Below are 16636 nucleotides of genomic sequence, written 5' to 3'. Positions count from 1 at the left end.
TAAACCATGAGCCCTCTCATCCCCTTCCCTGAAATTCTGCCCCAGGTCCAGGTCACCCTGGACTGCAACTGCCGGTGCTCCTACTGCTTTCAAAAGCATCCCAAAGGAATCATTCCCCTTTCCATTGTAAGATCCATATTTGAAAAAATTGCAGATGCCAAAAGATCCGGTTTTTTCCCGGAAAAGAGATCCTTAACCATCACCTGGCACGGGGGGGAGCCCCTGATGGCCGGGCCGGATTTTTTCAAGGGAGTCATCCGGCTCCAGGCGGAATTTCCCGGAGTTGTTTTCCAGAACCGGGTCCAGACCAATGCCACACTGATGACAGAAGACTTTGCCCGGCTCTTCAAGGACCATGGCTTCCAGGTGGGATTCAGTCTGGACGGGCCCGAGTCCCTGCATAACCTTCACCGGAGGATGGGAGGTGGTAAAACCGGCAGTTTTTCCCGGGCCCTGAAAGGCATGGAGATCTTCAGGCGGGTGACCGGCCAGGAGACCCTGGCGGTGATTGCCGTGATCACCCGGGACAGCATGGGCCGGACAGAGGAGATCTTCCGTTTTTTCAGAGGGTTAAAAGCCAGGGTTCAGCTGGACATCTGTGACATCAACTGCAAGGATCTTACCCCGTCAAATCCCTTGCCAACCGATCTTTTTAAACTGACCCCCTCCCCCGGTGAGGTGGGTGAATTTCTCATCCGGCTGTTTGACCTCTGGTTCCATGATCCCTTCGGAGATGTGGATTTTCCCGAACTCAGGGATGAGGTCAAAATGATCCTCCGGCCCGGAATCGACAAGGGCAGCCCCTATCACAAAAGGCGGTGCAGCTTGGGAAGACTCATCTTTGCCCCGGACGGGAAAGTCTATCCCTGCGACCAGTACATCAACGATTCCCGGACCGCCCTGGGGGACATCACCCGGGACAGCCTAAAAGCCCTCCTCAGGCGAAGGGCGGCCCTCTGGTCCGGGATCAAGGCCCGGATCCGGAAATCCGCCGGAAATATGGACTGTTTCGATTGTGAATGGGGGCGGCGGCACGCCGGAGGGTGTATGACCTGCTTGAAATACAATACCCTGCTGGTTCTGGCCCGGCACCAGGGTTTGCCGGACAATCAATGGTTTAAAGCAGATCTGCCGCCCTTCCTGGAAAAAATAAAGGGAGAAACCTATTATTGCAGCGGGCTCAAGGTTTTCAGGGCCCATGTCAAACAGGCCGTGCACAAGGAAATGGCCCATGCCTGACCCTGTCTTCACCCTCATGATCGAACCGGTCAAGGCCTGTGACCTGGCCTGCCGATACTGTTACGCGGATAATCACTGGAAAAACCCCATGGACCTGGACATCCTCGGAACAGCCCTTGCCCGGGTTTGCGCCTACCTGGATCAAACCGGACACACAGAAGTTCATATCATCTGGCACGGGGGGGAGCCCCTGATGGCCGGAATTGAATTTTACAGGCAGAGTCTGTCCCTGATATCTTCCTCTTTTCCAGACATCCCCCTTCGCCAGTTTATCCAGACCAACGGCCTGCTCCTGGACCGGGAATTCTGTCTCTTTTTAAAAAAGAATAACTTTGAGGTGGGAATCAGCCTGGACGGTCCCAAAGAGATCCACGATGCCCTTCGCATCCAAAAAACCGGAGCTCCGACCTGGGCAAAGGTCATGGAAAAACTGGATCTCATGGCAGATCTCGACCTGTTTTTTGGCATCTGCATGACCTTTACCAACAGATCCCTGAACCGGGAAAAAACCATCTTTGATTTTTTTACCTCTCTTGGCCGGCCCTTGAGGATAAATCCCCTGATCCCCTCGCGCCGGAACAAAAATAAAAATTTACTCCCCTCATCCGGGGATTACGGCCGTTTTCTGTGCCGGATCTTTGACCGGTGGATACGGACGGAAAACCGCCGGATCCCCATCTCCCCCCTGGATACTTATCTGTCGGCCATATCCCAGGGAGGGGCCCCTGAATGCCGACACCGTCCCTCCTGCATTGGAAACCATCTTGGAATCCGGCCCAATGGAGAGGCGGTCCTGTGCAGCCCCTTTGACGTCCTGATCCTGGGCAGTATCCTGGAGCATCCGGTATCTGAACTCTATGAATCTTCTGCATGTACACGGATCCGGGGCCGGCCCAAATCCATCCCGGAATGTATTCTTTGTGAAAACAAGCCCGTATGCCATGGGGGATGTCCCCAGTTTGCCTCGGCATTCGGCGGCGCCATTGACGACAAAGATCCCTTGTGCAGAGATTATAAATTGATCTTTTCCCATATCCGGAAGGCTCTCGCCTCCCTGGAAACCGGAATCCCCGCCCATGGCTGAAAAACGTTCCCTCAAATGGCTGGCAGGCCTGGCCCTGGCATATAAAACCAGGATAAGCCTGATCCTGGCGCTCCAGACCGGGATTGCCGGTCTCATGTCCATCCAGCCCCTTTTTTTCCAGAAAATCCTGGGCCTGGCCCTGGGAGAGATGGGCCCCGGCGTCCTGACCAGGGGCCTTAAATACCTGGGCATGCTCTTCCTGATTTTCCTGTCCCTTGCCCTTTTCCAGGGCCTTTACGGTTATCTGGCCGCCATATTTTCCTCAGACCTTTTAAACCAGCTCCAGCATGAATTTTTTAAAAAATTCTCCTGCCTGCCCCTGAGCTATTTCCGGCACCGGTCGGCCGGGGAATTCATGACCCGGCTCAACATGGACATCGGCCAGACCCAGGCACTGGTTTCCGCCACCCTGCCCCATATCCTGAGGGAGGCCCTCACCATCTTCCTTGCCATGGCCATACTGACGGTTTCCTGCTCAGCCCTGCTCATGGTCTGCGCTCTGGGGGTCGTATGTACGACGTCCTGGCTCATGTTCCGGCTGAACAGGATGCTCAGGGTTTTTGCCCGGGAACAGCGGGGGGCCTGGTCCGGGATAAACAAAATTTTTGATGAAACCCTCCAGGGCATTGATACAATAAAAACCTTTTCCGGAGAAGACCGGGTCAGGCATCATTTCAACGATCAGACAACAGCCCTGAGAAAAATCATGATCAAATCCGGAACCACTACGGCTGTTTTTTCTCCCCTCATTGAACTGATCTCAAGATTCGGTGGACTCTCCCTCATTCTTCTGGCCTTTTATCTGGTGTTCAGGGGGCATTTTGCCCAAAAGGAATTTCTTTTGTTTTTCTTCTATGCCGGCCTGTTCCAGAACTCGGTTTCCTCCCTGATCCAGTCCTTTTCAAACATCCAGTCCCAGGTGGTCTCTGCCGGGCAATTGTCCTCGTTCCTGGCCGAGCACGACGAAGAAGACCCTCATCGGGCGGACCGGACAACCCTTCCGGATCAACCCCTGGCCATCCGGATAAAGAACCTGACCTTTTCCTATCCGGAAAGCCGGACATTGTTCAAGAAATTCAATCTTGACGCCCCGGCCAGGGGAATCACCCTTGTGAAAGGCCCCAGCGGCAGCGGCAAATCCACACTGATCAACCTGATCCTGGGATTTTATCCCATGGAAACGGGCGATATCCGGCTTGGGAAAACCTCTATCCAGGATATTTCAAAAGATGAAATCAGAAAAAAAATCAGTGTGGCCACCCAGTTCCACTATATCTTCCAGGACACCCTGAAACAGAACCTGGCCATTGCCCGGCCCGGTGCATCGGACCGGGAGATTGAAAATGCCCTTGCCAGGGCCGGTCTGGAAGACTTTATGAAAGGACTGCCCCATGGAATTCATGAGGTCATGCCCTCCAGGGGCATGGGGCTGAGCGGAGGAGAAAAACAGAGGATCTGCCTGGCCAGACTTTTTTTAAGGAAAGCCCCCATCCTCATTCTGGATGAACCCTGGTCCAGCCTGGACCGGGGCAACCGGGAAATCCTGATCCAAATTATCAACCGGTGCAGGACCGATACCACGGTCCTTGTCCTGAGTCATGAAAAACCGGACAAACTTGAGGCAGACCAGGTTTACGGGCTGACCCCGGTTTCCACCAGCCGGGTTTCCACATGAACCGGCCCGGGGATCAGTTTTTCCCTGAGCATGATCTCTTCGGTCTGCTGCCAGGCCTGGATGTCGATCCGTCCCATGGGAATTTCAGAATCCGGCCTGACCAGATCCCGGGTGACGGAAACCTGTTTTCTTAAAATATCTTCGGTGGCGGTCTTGTCCTTTTTCATGATCTCCCCAAGGATCATATTTTCATTTGCCGGATCCATGGCATCTTCCCAGGCTTTCATCAGAGAAGTCATAAAGGCCTCGGCCACCAGGGGGCTTTCTTTCATCATCTTGCCGGAGGTGACAACGGAGTTGGCCACAAAACGGATGCCGAACCCGGCCGGGTTGAGAAACCGGACCAGCTCCCCTTCCCTGGCCAGTTTATCCTCAAGGATCACTCCCTGGGAGTTTCTGTAGACCGGCCAGATCTCCACCTTTTTCTTTAGAAACGGAGTAAAATCAAACCTTACTCCAAAGATCTTTACATCCCCAGGTTCCAGACCGGACAGGGCCAGCAGGGCCTTCATGATGGTTTCATCGTTGCCCCCGTAGGTAATCCCGATGCGCCGGCCCTCCAGATCTTTAAGGGTAAGGATCTCAGGCCGGTCCGCCCGATAGATCCACTGCATGGGATTGACCTGGAAAATCTGGGCCAAGACCACTACGTCCGCCCCTTTGGCCAGAGCCCGGATCACCTGGTCCGCCGATGCCACACCGAAATCTGCATATCCCAGCTCCAGTTCCTTGATGGCATCCTTCTCAGGGCTGCCCTCCTTAACATTGACATCCAGTCCGGCCTGTCTGAAATACCCCTTTTCCCGGGCAAGGATATCTCCGGCCACACTGGCATTGAACAGCCATTTCAGCCTGTAGCTGAGGCGGATCTCCCGGGCGTTGAGACCGGGTAAAACCACGGCCCAGGCCAATATGACCGCCACTGGTATTTTAAAAAATCTGATCATATTCTGCCTCCTCTGGATGCTTCCCACTTTGATTTTACCTGTTCGCCCATGGTTTCCAGAAGGCCCTGGTAAACAGAGACCACAATACCGATCATGAACAGGGCCGTCAGGATTTCGGCCAGATCGCTCTGATATAGGGCGATACGGATACTATAGCCGATACCGGCGTTGGCAGCAATAAATTCCGCCACAATGGTGCCTGCCATGGCCAGGGTGGTGGAGCCGGCAATCACCGTGGTCAGTTTGCTCAAGTTTTCAAAGGCCCGGATTTTCACTTCCAGCTGCCAGCGCATCCGGCCTGTGGCAATGTAAAAATGCTCAATATCCGCCACCGGAGATGCCATGACCCCCAGAACGGACAAGAGCAGGGGAAAATAACAGATCATGGAGGCGATGAGCAGCCTGGAGATAAAACCGTCTCCAAGGAGGATAAAGATAATCGGGGCCAGGGCCACGATTGGGTAAGCCTGGATATTATAGGCCGTCACCCGGATCATGGACCCTGCCCAGGAGGACTTCCGCCCCAGGATGCCTACGGTAAAGGCCATGACAATGGAAATAATCTGACCCAGTACGGTCACGGAGAGAGTGTTCATGACATCAAAAAAATATCCGCTCCATACCCGGCTGGAAGTCTCAATAATCAGGGCAATCCCGGGAATCACGTAATCGGAAAGGGATAGAACCTGTTTGAGGACCAGCAGGCAGGACAGACCCACCCCGTAGACAATGAGAAACTGGAATATCCGCTTAAAAAGCATTCATGATCTCCAGCATGACACGGTCCAGGGAAGATTTGTCCAGGGTGTAGTCTTTATGGTAATCCCTGCCCCTGACCATGCAATTTTCCTTTTGCCCGGAAGCCTCGCCCAGAACCAGGATCTCCCTGCAGAACCGGGCCACTTCCATCAAATTGTGGGAAATATACAAAAACATCTTGTCCGGAAAGAACTCTTTAACCGAGAGGATAATCTTTTTCCTGAGCTTTTCATCCACATTGGCCAGGCTTTCATCCAAGATGAGAAGGTCAAAATCCTGGAGCAGGTAGCGGATCAGGTTCATGCGGTTCTGCTGCCCCATGGACAATTGGGAAAACCTGGAATCCAGGACCGACTCCAGCCTGAAAATTTGGATGAGATTTTTTTTAAGGTCTTCCTTTCCCGGAGGACAGATTTTATCCAGATGGGAACCTGTGCTGGACCACCCGGGAAGCCGCTCTAAATTGTAGGAATAGAGGACGGTGTGAATCCCCTGGGTCACAATCTCGGAGTCACGGTTTTCCCGGGGATGGGCAAGGAGCCTGGCAAAGGAGGACTTTCCCACGCCCGAAGGGCCGAACACGGCGTTGAATCCGGGCTCTTCCATGACAAAACTCAGATTTTCCAGGACAGCAACATCAGATCCCGGATAGATAAAGTTCAGATTGCGGCATTCCAGGCGCATATATTCTCCACGATCATCTCCAAAAACCTCTGGTCCCTTCTTTACAGGGCTTTAGATCAAAAATCAATGACCATCCGCCGGCCCGGGAAGCCGGTTCCATATTTTTACCGGCCAGGGGATAAATGATTGGCCAATTTGATCATTTTATGCTAATGATACCCTGCTGATAAACTTCAACCTTCATCGGAGTGCACAGGCCGGCGTAACTCAGGTGGTAGAGTAGCTCACTCGTAATGAGCAAGTCTGCGGTTCGAATCCGCACGCCGGCTCCACCAATAGCAGAACTTTCAAGGCTTTTCGTCATTTTTGGCGGAAGGCCTTTTTTGTTTATTTCTCTCCATTTTGCACAAAAAAAGGCGGAAATTCCGCCTCAAATCCGCTTCACCATTTTTACTTAAGCACTTTCCTCTTCGCTCTATCTCAAATTCTTACATGCCCTGGAAATAAAAAAGGGAACATGGTTTGCCCGCCCGTTCCCTTTTTGAAATCGTCACCTACCCGTGAAAGGAGTTCCGATCTTTATGAACACTATCATCAATCGTTTTAAAAATCAAAGGGTTTCCCAGCTTATTCACCTAAAGAACCGGCCTGAGGGCTCTCTTCCTGAACGTGTCGAAAACTGCCACCGGCTAAAATCAAAATTTTCACATAGTGTCTCATTGCGAAAGAAAGAAGGGGCTAAAAAGGCTCATTACGGTGATTTGCAGACATGCGGTTCTGTTTGGTCGTGCCAGGTGTGTGCCTCCATCATTTCTGAGCGCCGTTGTCAGCAAGTGCAGAATTCCTGTGATATTTGGCGTGATCGAGATTGCCAGAACTCTGTTTCAATGATCACCTGGACAACACCTCACAACATCAAGCAGCCTTTGTCCGAAGTGCTCCGTATTCAAGACAGGGCCATGCGGATCATGAAGCAACAACCCCAAAGGAATCTTTATCCTGTTTACCGTACGATCCTAAAAGAGATGTGTTCAGTAGGTGCCTATACTGGAAGGGAAAATACATTTGGCCGGAAAAACGGTTGGCATCCCCACCGTCACGATCTTCATTTCATGGTCCGTGCAAATGTCTCTCAACTCAAAAAATGGCGCCATGCCTTATCGGTCGCCTGGGCAATTGCTTTTTTAAAGGCCGGTGGAGAAATAGACAACTTTGAGGCTTTTTGTTCCAGATCCGTGAGAATTGACCAGATTAATCCCGATGATGGCTATGATCGAATCTCAAAATATATCACCACGATTGAAGGCCAAAGCTGGAGTTTAGCGAGAGAAGCAACCAAAGGTATCGTTAAATTAGGAAAAAACGGCAATATAACCCCTTTTGGGATGCTTGAAGCCATTCGGCATGGTGACCCACACTCCCGTCTCTATTCGGCTAAATTTTGGGAATATGCGCAGACTATGAAGGGCAAGAAACAGTTTTTCCCTACTCCGGGTCTCTCCAGATTCCTGGGAGTGGATAACAAAACTGATGACGAGTTGTTGCAGGAAAGCAGCGCCGGTAATCATTACGCCTTCCTTACCCATGACCAATGGGATGATATCAACAATTTGGAAATCAAAGGAGAAGTGTTGGCTATTACTGAACACCTGAACGAGTTTGAATTCATGGACGAATTGGACAAGCTGATTCAGGCATATCAGGCAGAGAAAGCCGCGTAAAGGATGTAAATAAACAAGCTGGCAGCAGAATTGCCGTTCCGCTGCCAGCTCTAATACCAACCCCTGTAGAGGAGGAGTTAGCACATGGCAGATATCGTATCGTTTTCTAAGGAAAAAGAGAAGGTTAAATCTAAAAAAGAGGATGATTCTGGAGGTAGTGATTTTGATACAACTTTGCAGAATATTATACATGAGTTGCATTTCATCCAGGACCATTCAAAAGGTGCCTTAATTCCTATTCTGTCTTACGTAGAAGGATATAGAGTAGGGCTTGAAAAATCGTCAAGAAGAGAGTCTTTGTACTCTGCTTTCAAAAAAGCTTTGGAGGATTATCGAGATGAAAACCCGGAAATATAAACCTAAAGGAGACATGTTTACCCAGGTTACCGCGTCACTTCCTGAACCCTATTTTGAGCTGGTTAGAATCCTTGTTGCCAGGCATGGGGTTTCAACAGCAGAAGTGGTTCGGTATATTATCTGTGATTACCTTCGGATGATCTGTCCCGAACTTCCTGAATATAAATTTGATACTAATTCAAGATAAAAAGTTTACAATCCTTTCACAGTGAAAATGGCCTGGATTTATTTTAACAATAAATCTGGGCCATTGTTTTCACGTTTTGGATCCAAATCTATAAGAACCTGATCGGCCAGGGCTTTTGACGGATAAATGATGATCTGGATTTATCTTATGCATAAATCTGGGCCGTCAGTTTGATTAACTATAGTGATAGCGGGATCACCGTTTCGTGGTTTGTATATTTGCTCGTGGTCATGAGCTTTGTTTAACCTGTCAACCCAGCCCGCACGCATCCTCTCGTATGATCATTCCGAAAATCGGGCGGCTTTTAAATTATGGCCTTACCTGTGCCCGAGTTCGTCCCTGGCCGAAGCCGGATCCGCACGTCGGTGAACCGAGATCTCCGAGATATATCTATTTTCCCCTTTGTAAATAAAAAATGACCTTCCCTGCGGACGTTAACCGTTATTGCCGTGTTTACGTTGTCGAGTTGGTGGAAACGCTTATCCGGCTCATTCCTGAGGACGGAACACGATCAGGAAGAATTATTTACATAGAAACAGGCCGAAGGTCCCCTGCCCCTGGACGGTGGAGGACCGGAGCGCACGCGGCTCGCCCCCGAGCGGTGCACCGGACCGGACCCCGCCAGGGGGGAATTTATTTCTTCTCTTGGTAAGTATGCGAATACACGGAACTGACCAGGACTGGCGCGGGTTTCAGATCGGACAATTATCTTTGACTTCACACCGGTAAATTCCACTGATATTTTTTTTAATCTGGTTCCCAAACTTCAGCGCTTGAAGGTTGGAACTTGATTCCTTCAGCAAGCTCTGGGTTTAATTTGTCTGTAATTGTAATATTGTATTCCTTTTCTTCATGATTAATTGTGACATGTTCGACATTTGTTTTCCAATTAACAAAAGGATACATTTTTCCTGGTGCTCCGAGTCGGTCTCCCTTACCAATAAGTTTACCTCTTAAATATTTTACAATAGGCCAATGTCCAAGAGGTTTATCGTAAGGTTTTTTGGTAAGCGTTTTATATACATCTGGATTTAAATCGCAAAGATCAAGAATTGCATTCCTTACATAAGATGCCATTTGATTTCTTGCTGTCATAGAATAATCCCTGATTTTATCAAACTCTAAAAACCCGTGTTCAAAACCGTCGGATGCTTTTTTTGCCTTCGAATAACATTCAGCATCTCCCTTTAGTAATATTTCTTTTCGAATATAAGGATCTAACCGTCTCAATTCAATCGACAAACATTCTGCAAGTTGTTCTTGGTTTTCTACCCCTCTTTCAATACATTCCTTTCTAATCTTAGCTTTTGTTAATGCCTCAAGAGCCATCCAGAGATGGGATAACGCCAGACTTTCTTGTCCCATTCGCCAATAATCCAAAGCCATCTTATATTGAGAAGCAGCCCTACCAATCCTTTCTCGTTCAGAATTGATAGCGATTGCTCGGTATAATGCTTTTGATGCTTCGATATTGACAAATCTTCCTGTATGCAAGACACACTGCTCTTCTGGGATATAACTCTGAAAATAATCTCTTTCAGTCACTCCTGGTGTATTATCAAAACCAACTTCAATATCAGGAAGACCAATTGCTGCGTTTGAGCTAAGAGAAAGCGTAGGCAAGAGACGAATTCCTGCATTTGCGAAAGGTAAAAGAGCCTCTTCAAGAGAACTTGCTCTTCCAGAAATTTCAATCCACAAGTTACCAGGGAGTTCATTTTTATGCTTTATCCATCTTGTAGTAAGAACGACACGGACAGACCCGGTATGAGTTGGAAAACTTGTTATACACAATGACTTTTCTTTGGGAAAGATGACAGTCGAAGGCCCTCTCATCACAACAACTATATCCTTATTCTGTCGTTCGCCTATAGGTTTATTCATCATAATTCTCCTATGTTAATTTAATTATTTTTTCCACTCCATAAGACGTACATGAGCTTCAATGATTCTGACTGTTAGATGATATAACAAGCTATAATTTTACAGTAAAGAAGTTTGATTTTATTGATAATAAGCCAAAACTCCTCGCAGAAATCTAAATCTCTGATCCATTTTCATAATCCTATAAAAATTACTTGACATACTTAACATACCTATTCTAATATATCAAAAAATGGAATATTTCATATACGAAGAAAATTAAGGGGGTAAAAATGAATGAACAGGAAAAGCAGATATCGCCAATTCAATTTAAACCTTCACGTGAACTTGATGAGCGTTTAGATCGACTTGCTAAAAAAGCAGATTTATCAAAGGCTCAATTAGTTAGTAACATTGTCAATGAAGTCTCTAAAGACCTTGAAATGTGTGAAAAGGTTGGTGTTTATCAATTTGGAGTTTTGCTTCGCAATATGAGTGAGGCTTTATCGGAATGGTCAGAAAAGATAAAAATGAAAAAGGTTGATCCGTTATAAAATCGAAGCAATTTCATGGAGACCTATTATGGAAAATTTTAAACCGCCATTTGATTTAGAAAAGCTTGTCGCTGAGATTTCAGAACGTACTGCCGCAATGCTTTCTGAAAGGATTGTCACACCGAGATGGCTAAAACTCGCTGCTGCCAAACAATATTCAAGTTACAGCAGGACTACATTGTTGAAGCTGGCAAAGGAAAATTTGATCGTTGGTTTCCAAGATCCCAATTCAAAACGAGGTGACTGGAAATTTGATAAACAATCAATTGATGAATATATGATTTCTCAAGTGGTCGGTGAAAGACATAAAGCTCTGTCCATTCTCGGGTCCCTGAAAGCGTCCTAAAAATGAGATTATTTAAACAAAGGGGTATATATTATGTCGAGTTCCCAGGTGGACAACGCCGCAGTTTGAAAACCCGGGACGGTAGAGAAGCCAAGGGCCTGCTTCGAGAAATCAAAAAGGAACAATTGCTTGGGAATCTCATCAAATTGGAGGCCTATTCCGGAATAACTATATCCGAGTTTAAAAAATTCTATGTCAATGATCCAGAGAGAGCGGATCTCTCACCAGACACCCACCGAGCGGATGAACTCGCCTTACGGAATTTGATCGAGGTTGTTGGAGATATTCCCCTAAAAAATATTAGAAAAGGTCATATTGTCGAGTTCAAACAGGCACGTATTATCAAGGGGAATAAACCGGTCACTGTAAACACTTACCTTACGAGGATACGGGCTGCGCTCAATTATGCTGCCGAGAATGATTTTATAGACGAAGTCCCGAAGATCAAAAAATTCAAATTGGGGCATAGCCTTCCCAGGTATATTCACCCGGATGAGCTTGAAAAGATCCTGGCCGAGGCCGACAAAAAGAAACCAGAAATGGCCCGTATAATTCGTTTTGCCCTGTATACAGGTGCAAGACGCGGTGAACTGATAAAATGCAAATATGAGCATATCAAAGACGGTGTTATAAAGTTTCTTGGCAAAGGGAATAAAGAAAGATTGGTTCCCCTGGTTTCTTTTGCCAGGGCTGTATTGAAGCCCCAGCATTTCGGAAAGATTTTTTCATACCAGCACACTTCAACCATAACCAACTATCACAGAACGATCACACGTTCGGCAGGTGTGGTTTCAAGGTTCCATGATTTAAGACATACGGCAGCAACCCACATGCTAAGCAAAGGGATTCCCCTGGAGGTGGTTCAGAAAATCATGGGACATGCAGATATTCGGACGACACAGATCTATGGCGAAGTTCTCCCGGCGGTCCTGAAAAAGGAAATGGAGAAACTTGAAAGATGAGTAAAAAAATCACAAACTATTGTGACCGTCCATCCGCCTCAAACCCGCTTCATCATGCCATAACTATCTGTTATTATAGATATACGTGGATACCTCGTAATGAGCAAGTCTGCGGTTCGAATCCGCACGCCGGCTCCAATCCCTCAGTCATTTATCTTGACGCCCTTCATCCTTATTGGGGAAGGGCCGCCCGCACCCCATGAAAAACTTTTCATATCATTATTACATTCTTTTCATACCCGGTATTACATTTTTTCCATTTTCCGATAAAATTGTATAAAGTTTAACATAGGTTTTGCTATGGGTTAAAGACTTGAAAGCCCAACGAAATCCTAATATCTTCAGTGAAAGTCTTTCCTGATGGCCTATTTAAAAAAATCTCCTGCAATCGAGAAAGGGTTGGAACACAACCTGCATATATAGCAGGCAAAGCAGGAGTTAGTCGAATATACTTCTCTACTATGAAATGCTATGTTCCCAAAAACCCTGGAACGGTCATCTAAAATCAGCGAAATCTCTTTGGGTGGAATTGACAGGAAATTTTGATATGAAAACTGTAAAACCGATAATATATTATGCGTCTATCCTTTCATTGCTATTCTTTATAGGGGGTCTCTTTAATATCAGTGTGACAAAGACCACCACATCCGGCATGGATTTTATTTTGGAAGGCCCTTTATTCATGCTTGTTTTCGGCGCTGGACTCTTGGGCTTTGCAGGTCTTGCAAGGAAGGTATGGCAAAACAAGGCGGGGTTATCCGAAAAATCACGTCTGCACGTAACGGACAAATCTTAATCGGTTTGCGAATTAAAAGGAGATATTCAGAGAATCTCCATTCCACGATCTATTTGCCTGAACAGGCCTCAATACTTGATTCAAACAATTTGATCAGGCCTGTGATTTGTTTTTTCAGGGAATTTTCATAATCAGCCTGACCGGCCCTTCCAATATCAACCTGATCCATCTTTTCTTTTTTCTCTTTTAAAAGATCAATGGCTTCCTGGGGCGGCATGCCTTTGAGGGTTCTGTCGTAAAAAGCCGAGGTAAAAATCTCATTTTCACCGTGCATCTGATCGTAAAGACGTTCGTACTCAACGCTGAATAGATCGTTGCCGGATTCCATGATAAACTTGATACTGTCGTTTAAAGACTCTTCAATGGGATTCTGCTTCGCCTTTAATACCTTGTTCCTGAAGAACTTAATTCTTCCCGAGAGCTTGGGCTCCTGGTGAAATTTTTCCAGTTTTTCAAGTTTCTCCATTTTCTCTAACAGATCCCGGTTCTCGAAGAGATCCGAAGTCCCGACTTTGGTTTTGAGTTCATTCATCCGGGTTTCTATCTTTGAAATAAAACGGCTTCTATATCCTGTAAGGTATTTGGCGAAATTCGCCCTTAGAACATATTGATTTTTCACTTTTTCTTCAAGGGACTGGAGCTTGATATAGGCTTCACCGATTTCATCCAGATCATTTCCTTCAAGAAGGAGTTCCGCTTTTTCCATGATCCTGTTAAAGGCCTGATTTTCTTCCCCCTCAAACAGATTGACGATATCCGCTTTTTCCCTGAGTCTTCCAATAACATCTTTTAACTTGGCGTCCAGAATGCCGGATGTTCTTAAAAAGGGATCGCTTCGAATCTGGTCGGCCGCCTGCAAAAGGGCTTCACATTGTTCGGTGATATAGGTATTGTCTCCGCTTGTGACAGCGTCCTTGGCACTTTTTATGAAGATCTCATTCAAATTTTGGGCGGTCTTGTATATCTGGGGGACCTCGCTGCTGGGGATTTCATTGTCTTTGATAACCCGCTGCTGGAGTTCTATCATCAGGCTGAGAAGATTCACACAGGAATCAATCTGATCTCCCTTGACCGTCTCAAGACCCGCCAGATTTTCAATTGCCCCTGAAAGCGTTCGATAGGTGTTCAGGTTATGGTGGGGATTTCCCCGTGCAACAGATTTCTGGGCAAAGGAGATCAATTTGGTTATGCCCTGGCTTATATGGTTTGATTTTTCCAAAACAATGTTTCCGCTAATCTTGTCCCTATAAAATAACAATCTTCTCCTACAACAATGCATTAGAATATCAAAGAATGCAAAAGAATGCAAAACAACGAGGCCTGAAAACAAAAAAGGCCGGGCCCATGTTCAGGGCCCGGCCTTTTTTGTCATGGAAAAATCTTGGGTCATGGTTCATCAAACAACTCTGCCAAATGGAGAACCTCAATGTCCCGATTCTGTTTCATTGCCCCGCCCCTGAGCTGCATCACGCAGCCGGGACATTCCGTCACCAGGAGATCGGCACCGGAACCTTCCACGTCATCCAATTTTTGGGTCAGTATTTCATTGGAGACCGCCGGGAAATTGGCTGAAAAACTGCCCCCGAATCCGCAGCAGGTCTCTTCTTCTCTGGTGGGGACATAGGTATTGCCAGACTTGTCAATCAACTGCCTGGGATCTTCCTTCACCCCCAGGCCCCGGCAGAGGTGACAGGGGGAATGAAAGGCAATTTTCCGGTTCTGAGCGCCATCCCTGGAGTCGACCTTGAGGACCTGATTCATGAACTGACTGTAGGAGATTATTTTTTCACTGAAGGCCTCTGCCTTTTCATCTGCGTAATTTTTTACAAGATCGATCATGCCGTGTTTGAGATGGGAAGCGCAGGAGGCGCACAGGGTAACGATATAGTCCACATCCTCACCGGCAAAGGCTTCGATATTCTGGAGAGCCACGTCCCTGGCCGCTGATTTTTCCCCCATGCTCACGGCAGGCAGACCGCAGCAGGTCTGATCCATGGGAAAACTGACTTTTACATCCAGACTGGCAAAGCTTTTCATGGCCGCCTCCAGATGCTCGGGATAGACAAAGTCCTGGACACAGCCGGAAAAAAGGGCGATTTTAACCCTTGGTTTTTCCACGGTTTTGTTCAACTTTTCAAACCGTTTCCTGAAAGGGGTCTCGGCAATGGCCGGCAACACCCTGAAATTGTGCTCTTTGGCAAAGATCATGGGCAGATGGCGCAGATAAGGGGTTCCTCCTGTAACCGGTTTCTGGGCCAGGCTGGCGGTCCGAAGCAGGGTGTGAAACAGCTTGCGGCTCTTGAGGACCTTGGCCAGAAGAAGGCTTTTCAAGGGATGGCCTTCCTCGTCCTGAATCCGGGCATGGACCGCCTTGATGAGTTTGGGCAGGTTGATGCCTCCGGCACAGACGGCCTTGCAGGCCCCGCAGTTGGTGCAGTTTTGAACCAGGTTCCTGGCATGTTCCCGCCCATGGAAAAAATAGGTGGTGATCAGGCCGATGGCTCCGATATAGATGTGGCCCAGCTGATGACCGCCCACCATCCGGTATACCGGACAGACATTGGCACAGGCCCCGCAGCGCACGCATTGAAGGATCTGGGAAAACATCGGATCATTGGCGATTTTTTTCCGGCCGTTGTCCAGGAATACAATGTGCATTTCCCGTTTGCCGTTGTCGGCAATCCTGCATTCCGAGGGTCCGGTAATCCAGGTGACATAGGAGGTGATGGCCTGGCCCGTTGCGTTCTTGGGCAGGACCCGGTTGATGGTCAGGGCCTCTTTGAGGCCCGGAAGAAGCTTGTCAATGCCCACCAGGGCAACGTGGACCCTGGGCAGGGTAGATACCAGACGGGCATTTCCCTCGTTGGTGGTGATGCCGATGGTTGCGGTTTCAGCCACGGCATAATTGGCCCCGGTGATGCCCAGATCCGCATTGACAAATTTTTCCCTCAGCTCTTTTCTGGCCACCCTGACCAGGTCTTCGATTTTTGCATCCTGCTTTTCCCCGGTGACATCGGTAAACAGGTCTGACACCTGGTATCGGGACAGGTGAATGGCCGGCATGACCATATGGGAAGGCCCTTCTTTTCTCAACTGGACAATCCACTCCCCCAGATCGGTCTCCGTGACCTCCAGGCCCATGTTTTCCAGCCATTTGTTCAAATGGGTTTCCTCGGCTGTCATGGATTTGGACTTGGCAATACGCCGGGAACCGGTTTTCAGGGCGATTTCACCGATAATCCGGTTGGCATCCTCGGCCGTATCTGCCAGGTGGACATGAATCCCCTTGGCTTCAGCGTTTTTTGTAAATTTTTCCAGAAGGGCTTCATTATCCTGAACGGCCCGGGCCTTGATCTCGGCCACTTCCCGGATCAGACCGTCCACATCCATCCCTGAAAATGCATTTTCACGGGAAGTCCGGTAGGCCACGGCAAAATTGTCCATGGCCCGGCGCAGGAACTCGTTTCCCAATGCTGCATCCAGTCGGGATTTATAGGATTTCAAGCTTTCCTGATTTTCCAT

The 16636-nt window shown here is 48.0% G+C and carries 15 protein-coding genes and 1 tRNA gene; 10 read left to right on the top strand and 6 right to left on the bottom strand.

The window, feature by feature from the left end; all coding sequences use genetic code 11:
- The first annotated feature begins 6 nt into the window (after positions 1-6).
- The 3 genes from F608_RS0115615 to F608_RS0115605 are packed head-to-tail and all read left to right on the top strand — an operon-like array spanning position 7 to position 3998.
- Positions 7-1239: a radical SAM/SPASM domain-containing protein gene (locus F608_RS0115615; protein WP_022666588.1), complete on the top strand. Its 1233-nt coding sequence runs from the start codon at positions 7-9 to the stop codon at positions 1237-1239.
- Positions 1232-2323, top strand: coding sequence for a radical SAM/SPASM domain-containing protein (locus F608_RS0115610; protein ID WP_022666587.1), 1092 nt, complete (start codon positions 1232-1234; stop codon positions 2321-2323). Before F608_RS0115615 ends, F608_RS0115610 begins: the two co-directional genes overlap by 8 nt.
- Positions 2316-3998, top strand: coding sequence for an ABC transporter ATP-binding protein (locus F608_RS0115605; protein WP_022666586.1), 1683 nt, complete (start codon positions 2316-2318; stop codon positions 3996-3998). Before F608_RS0115610 ends, F608_RS0115605 begins: the two co-directional genes overlap by 8 nt.
- Here F608_RS0115605 and F608_RS0115600 read toward each other — a convergent pair.
- Genes F608_RS0115600 through F608_RS0115590 form a run of 3 tightly spaced genes read right to left on the bottom strand, consistent with a single transcriptional unit; the run spans position 3956 to position 6388 of the window.
- Positions 3956-4945, bottom strand: coding sequence for an ABC transporter substrate-binding protein (locus F608_RS0115600; RefSeq protein WP_022666585.1), 990 nt, complete (start codon positions 4943-4945; stop codon positions 3956-3958). The genes F608_RS0115605 and F608_RS0115600 overlap by 43 nt on opposite strands.
- The gene (locus F608_RS0115595; protein ID WP_022666584.1) at positions 4942-5706 is read right to left on the bottom strand and encodes an ABC transporter permease; all 765 of its coding nucleotides are present in this window, start codon (positions 5704-5706) and stop codon (positions 4942-4944) included. The genes F608_RS0115600 and F608_RS0115595 overlap by 4 nt, the downstream gene beginning before the upstream one ends.
- A complete protein-coding gene (locus F608_RS0115590; protein WP_022666583.1) occupies positions 5696-6388 on the bottom strand; it encodes an ATP-binding cassette domain-containing protein in 693 nt (230 codons plus the stop codon). Before F608_RS0115590 ends, F608_RS0115595 begins: the two co-directional genes overlap by 11 nt.
- Before the next feature lie 196 nt (positions 6389-6584).
- On the opposite strand from F608_RS0115590, the gene F608_RS0115585 reads away from it, so the two are divergent.
- The 3 genes from F608_RS0115585 to F608_RS0115570 all read left to right on the top strand — a co-directional run bounded on the left by F608_RS0115585 (position 6585) and on the right by F608_RS0115570 (position 8406).
- Positions 6585-6660, top strand: a tRNA-Thr gene (locus F608_RS0115585).
- Positions 6661-6909: 249 nt separating this feature from the next.
- A complete protein-coding gene (locus F608_RS0115575; RefSeq protein ID WP_022666582.1) occupies positions 6910-8049 on the top strand; it encodes a hypothetical protein in 1140 nt (379 codons plus the stop codon).
- Positions 8050-8133: 84 nt separating this feature from the next.
- Positions 8134-8406 carry a hypothetical protein gene (locus tag F608_RS0115570; RefSeq protein ID WP_022666581.1) on the top strand — a complete coding sequence of 91 codons (273 nt, stop codon included), beginning with the start codon at positions 8134-8136 and terminating at the stop codon, positions 8404-8406.
- A 934-nt stretch (positions 8407-9340) separates the two neighbouring features.
- Here F608_RS0115570 and F608_RS0115560 read toward each other — a convergent pair.
- Positions 9341-10480 carry a hypothetical protein gene (locus tag F608_RS0115560; RefSeq protein ID WP_153307517.1) on the bottom strand — a complete coding sequence of 380 codons (1140 nt, stop codon included), beginning with the start codon at positions 10478-10480 and terminating at the stop codon, positions 9341-9343.
- A 269-nt stretch (positions 10481-10749) separates the two neighbouring features.
- On the opposite strand from F608_RS0115560, the gene F608_RS0115555 reads away from it, so the two are divergent.
- The 4 genes from F608_RS0115555 to F608_RS0115540 all read left to right on the top strand — a co-directional run bounded on the left by F608_RS0115555 (position 10750) and on the right by F608_RS0115540 (position 13114).
- Entirely contained in the window at positions 10750-11010 is a 261-nt protein-coding gene (locus F608_RS0115555; protein ID WP_022666578.1) for a hypothetical protein, read from the top strand.
- A gap of 28 nt (positions 11011-11038) precedes the next feature.
- A complete protein-coding gene (locus F608_RS0115550; protein WP_022666577.1) occupies positions 11039-11356 on the top strand; it encodes a hypothetical protein in 318 nt (105 codons plus the stop codon).
- A 2-nt stretch (positions 11357-11358) separates the two neighbouring features.
- Entirely contained in the window at positions 11359-12318 is a 960-nt protein-coding gene (locus F608_RS0115545; RefSeq protein WP_022666576.1) for a tyrosine-type recombinase/integrase, read from the top strand.
- A gap of 547 nt (positions 12319-12865) precedes the next feature.
- Positions 12866-13114, top strand: a complete 249-nt coding sequence (locus tag F608_RS0115540; RefSeq protein ID WP_022666575.1) for a hypothetical protein — start codon at positions 12866-12868, stop codon at positions 13112-13114.
- A 49-nt stretch (positions 13115-13163) separates the two neighbouring features.
- Here F608_RS0115540 and F608_RS0115535 read toward each other — a convergent pair whose 3' ends face one another.
- Positions 13164-14333, bottom strand: coding sequence for a hypothetical protein (locus tag F608_RS0115535; RefSeq protein ID WP_153307516.1), 1170 nt, complete (start codon positions 14331-14333; stop codon positions 13164-13166).
- 167 nt (positions 14334-14500) lie between these two features.
- A complete protein-coding gene (gene ldhH, locus F608_RS0115525; RefSeq protein ID WP_027362805.1) occupies positions 14501-16636 on the bottom strand; it encodes an L-lactate dehydrogenase (quinone) large subunit LdhH in 2136 nt (711 codons plus the stop codon).

The sequence above is a fragment of the Desulfospira joergensenii DSM 10085 genome, from assembly GCF_000420085.1.
Taxonomy (GTDB): Bacteria; Desulfobacterota; Desulfobacteria; order Desulfobacterales; family Desulfobacteraceae; genus Desulfospira; species Desulfospira joergensenii.
This window is presented reverse-complemented; position numbering and strand designations above follow the sequence as displayed.

Bases quoted from the DNA above. Each gene is read 5' to 3' on its own strand.
- F608_RS0115615 (WP_022666588.1), top strand. From the start codon at position 7: ATGAGCCCTCTCATCCCCTTCCCTGAAATTCTGCCCCAGGTCCAGGTC.
- F608_RS0115610 (WP_022666587.1), top strand. From the start codon at position 1,232: ATGCCTGACCCTGTCTTCACCCTCATGATCGAACCGGTCAAGGCCTGT.
- F608_RS0115605 (WP_022666586.1), top strand. From the start codon at position 2,316: ATGGCTGAAAAACGTTCCCTCAAATGGCTGGCAGGCCTGGCCCTGGCA.
- F608_RS0115600 (WP_022666585.1), bottom strand. From the start codon at position 4,945: ATGATCAGATTTTTTAAAATACCAGTGGCGGTCATATTGGCCTGGGCC.
- F608_RS0115595 (WP_022666584.1), bottom strand. From the start codon at position 5,706: ATGCTTTTTAAGCGGATATTCCAGTTTCTCATTGTCTACGGGGTGGGT.
- F608_RS0115590 (WP_022666583.1), bottom strand. From the start codon at position 6,388: ATGCGCCTGGAATGCCGCAATCTGAACTTTATCTATCCGGGATCTGAT.
- F608_RS0115575 (WP_022666582.1), top strand. From the start codon at position 6,910: ATGAACACTATCATCAATCGTTTTAAAAATCAAAGGGTTTCCCAGCTT.
- F608_RS0115570 (WP_022666581.1), top strand. From the start codon at position 8,134: ATGGCAGATATCGTATCGTTTTCTAAGGAAAAAGAGAAGGTTAAATCT.
- F608_RS0115560 (WP_153307517.1), bottom strand. From the start codon at position 10,480: ATGATGAATAAACCTATAGGCGAACGACAGAATAAGGATATAGTTGTT.
- F608_RS0115555 (WP_022666578.1), top strand. From the start codon at position 10,750: ATGAATGAACAGGAAAAGCAGATATCGCCAATTCAATTTAAACCTTCA.
- F608_RS0115550 (WP_022666577.1), top strand. From the start codon at position 11,039: ATGGAAAATTTTAAACCGCCATTTGATTTAGAAAAGCTTGTCGCTGAG.
- F608_RS0115545 (WP_022666576.1), top strand. From the start codon at position 11,359: ATGAGATTATTTAAACAAAGGGGTATATATTATGTCGAGTTCCCAGGT.
- F608_RS0115540 (WP_022666575.1), top strand. From the start codon at position 12,866: ATGAAAACTGTAAAACCGATAATATATTATGCGTCTATCCTTTCATTG.
- ldhH (WP_027362805.1), bottom strand. From the start codon at position 16,636: ATGGAAAATCAGGAAAGCTTGAAATCCTATAAATCCCGACTGGATGCA.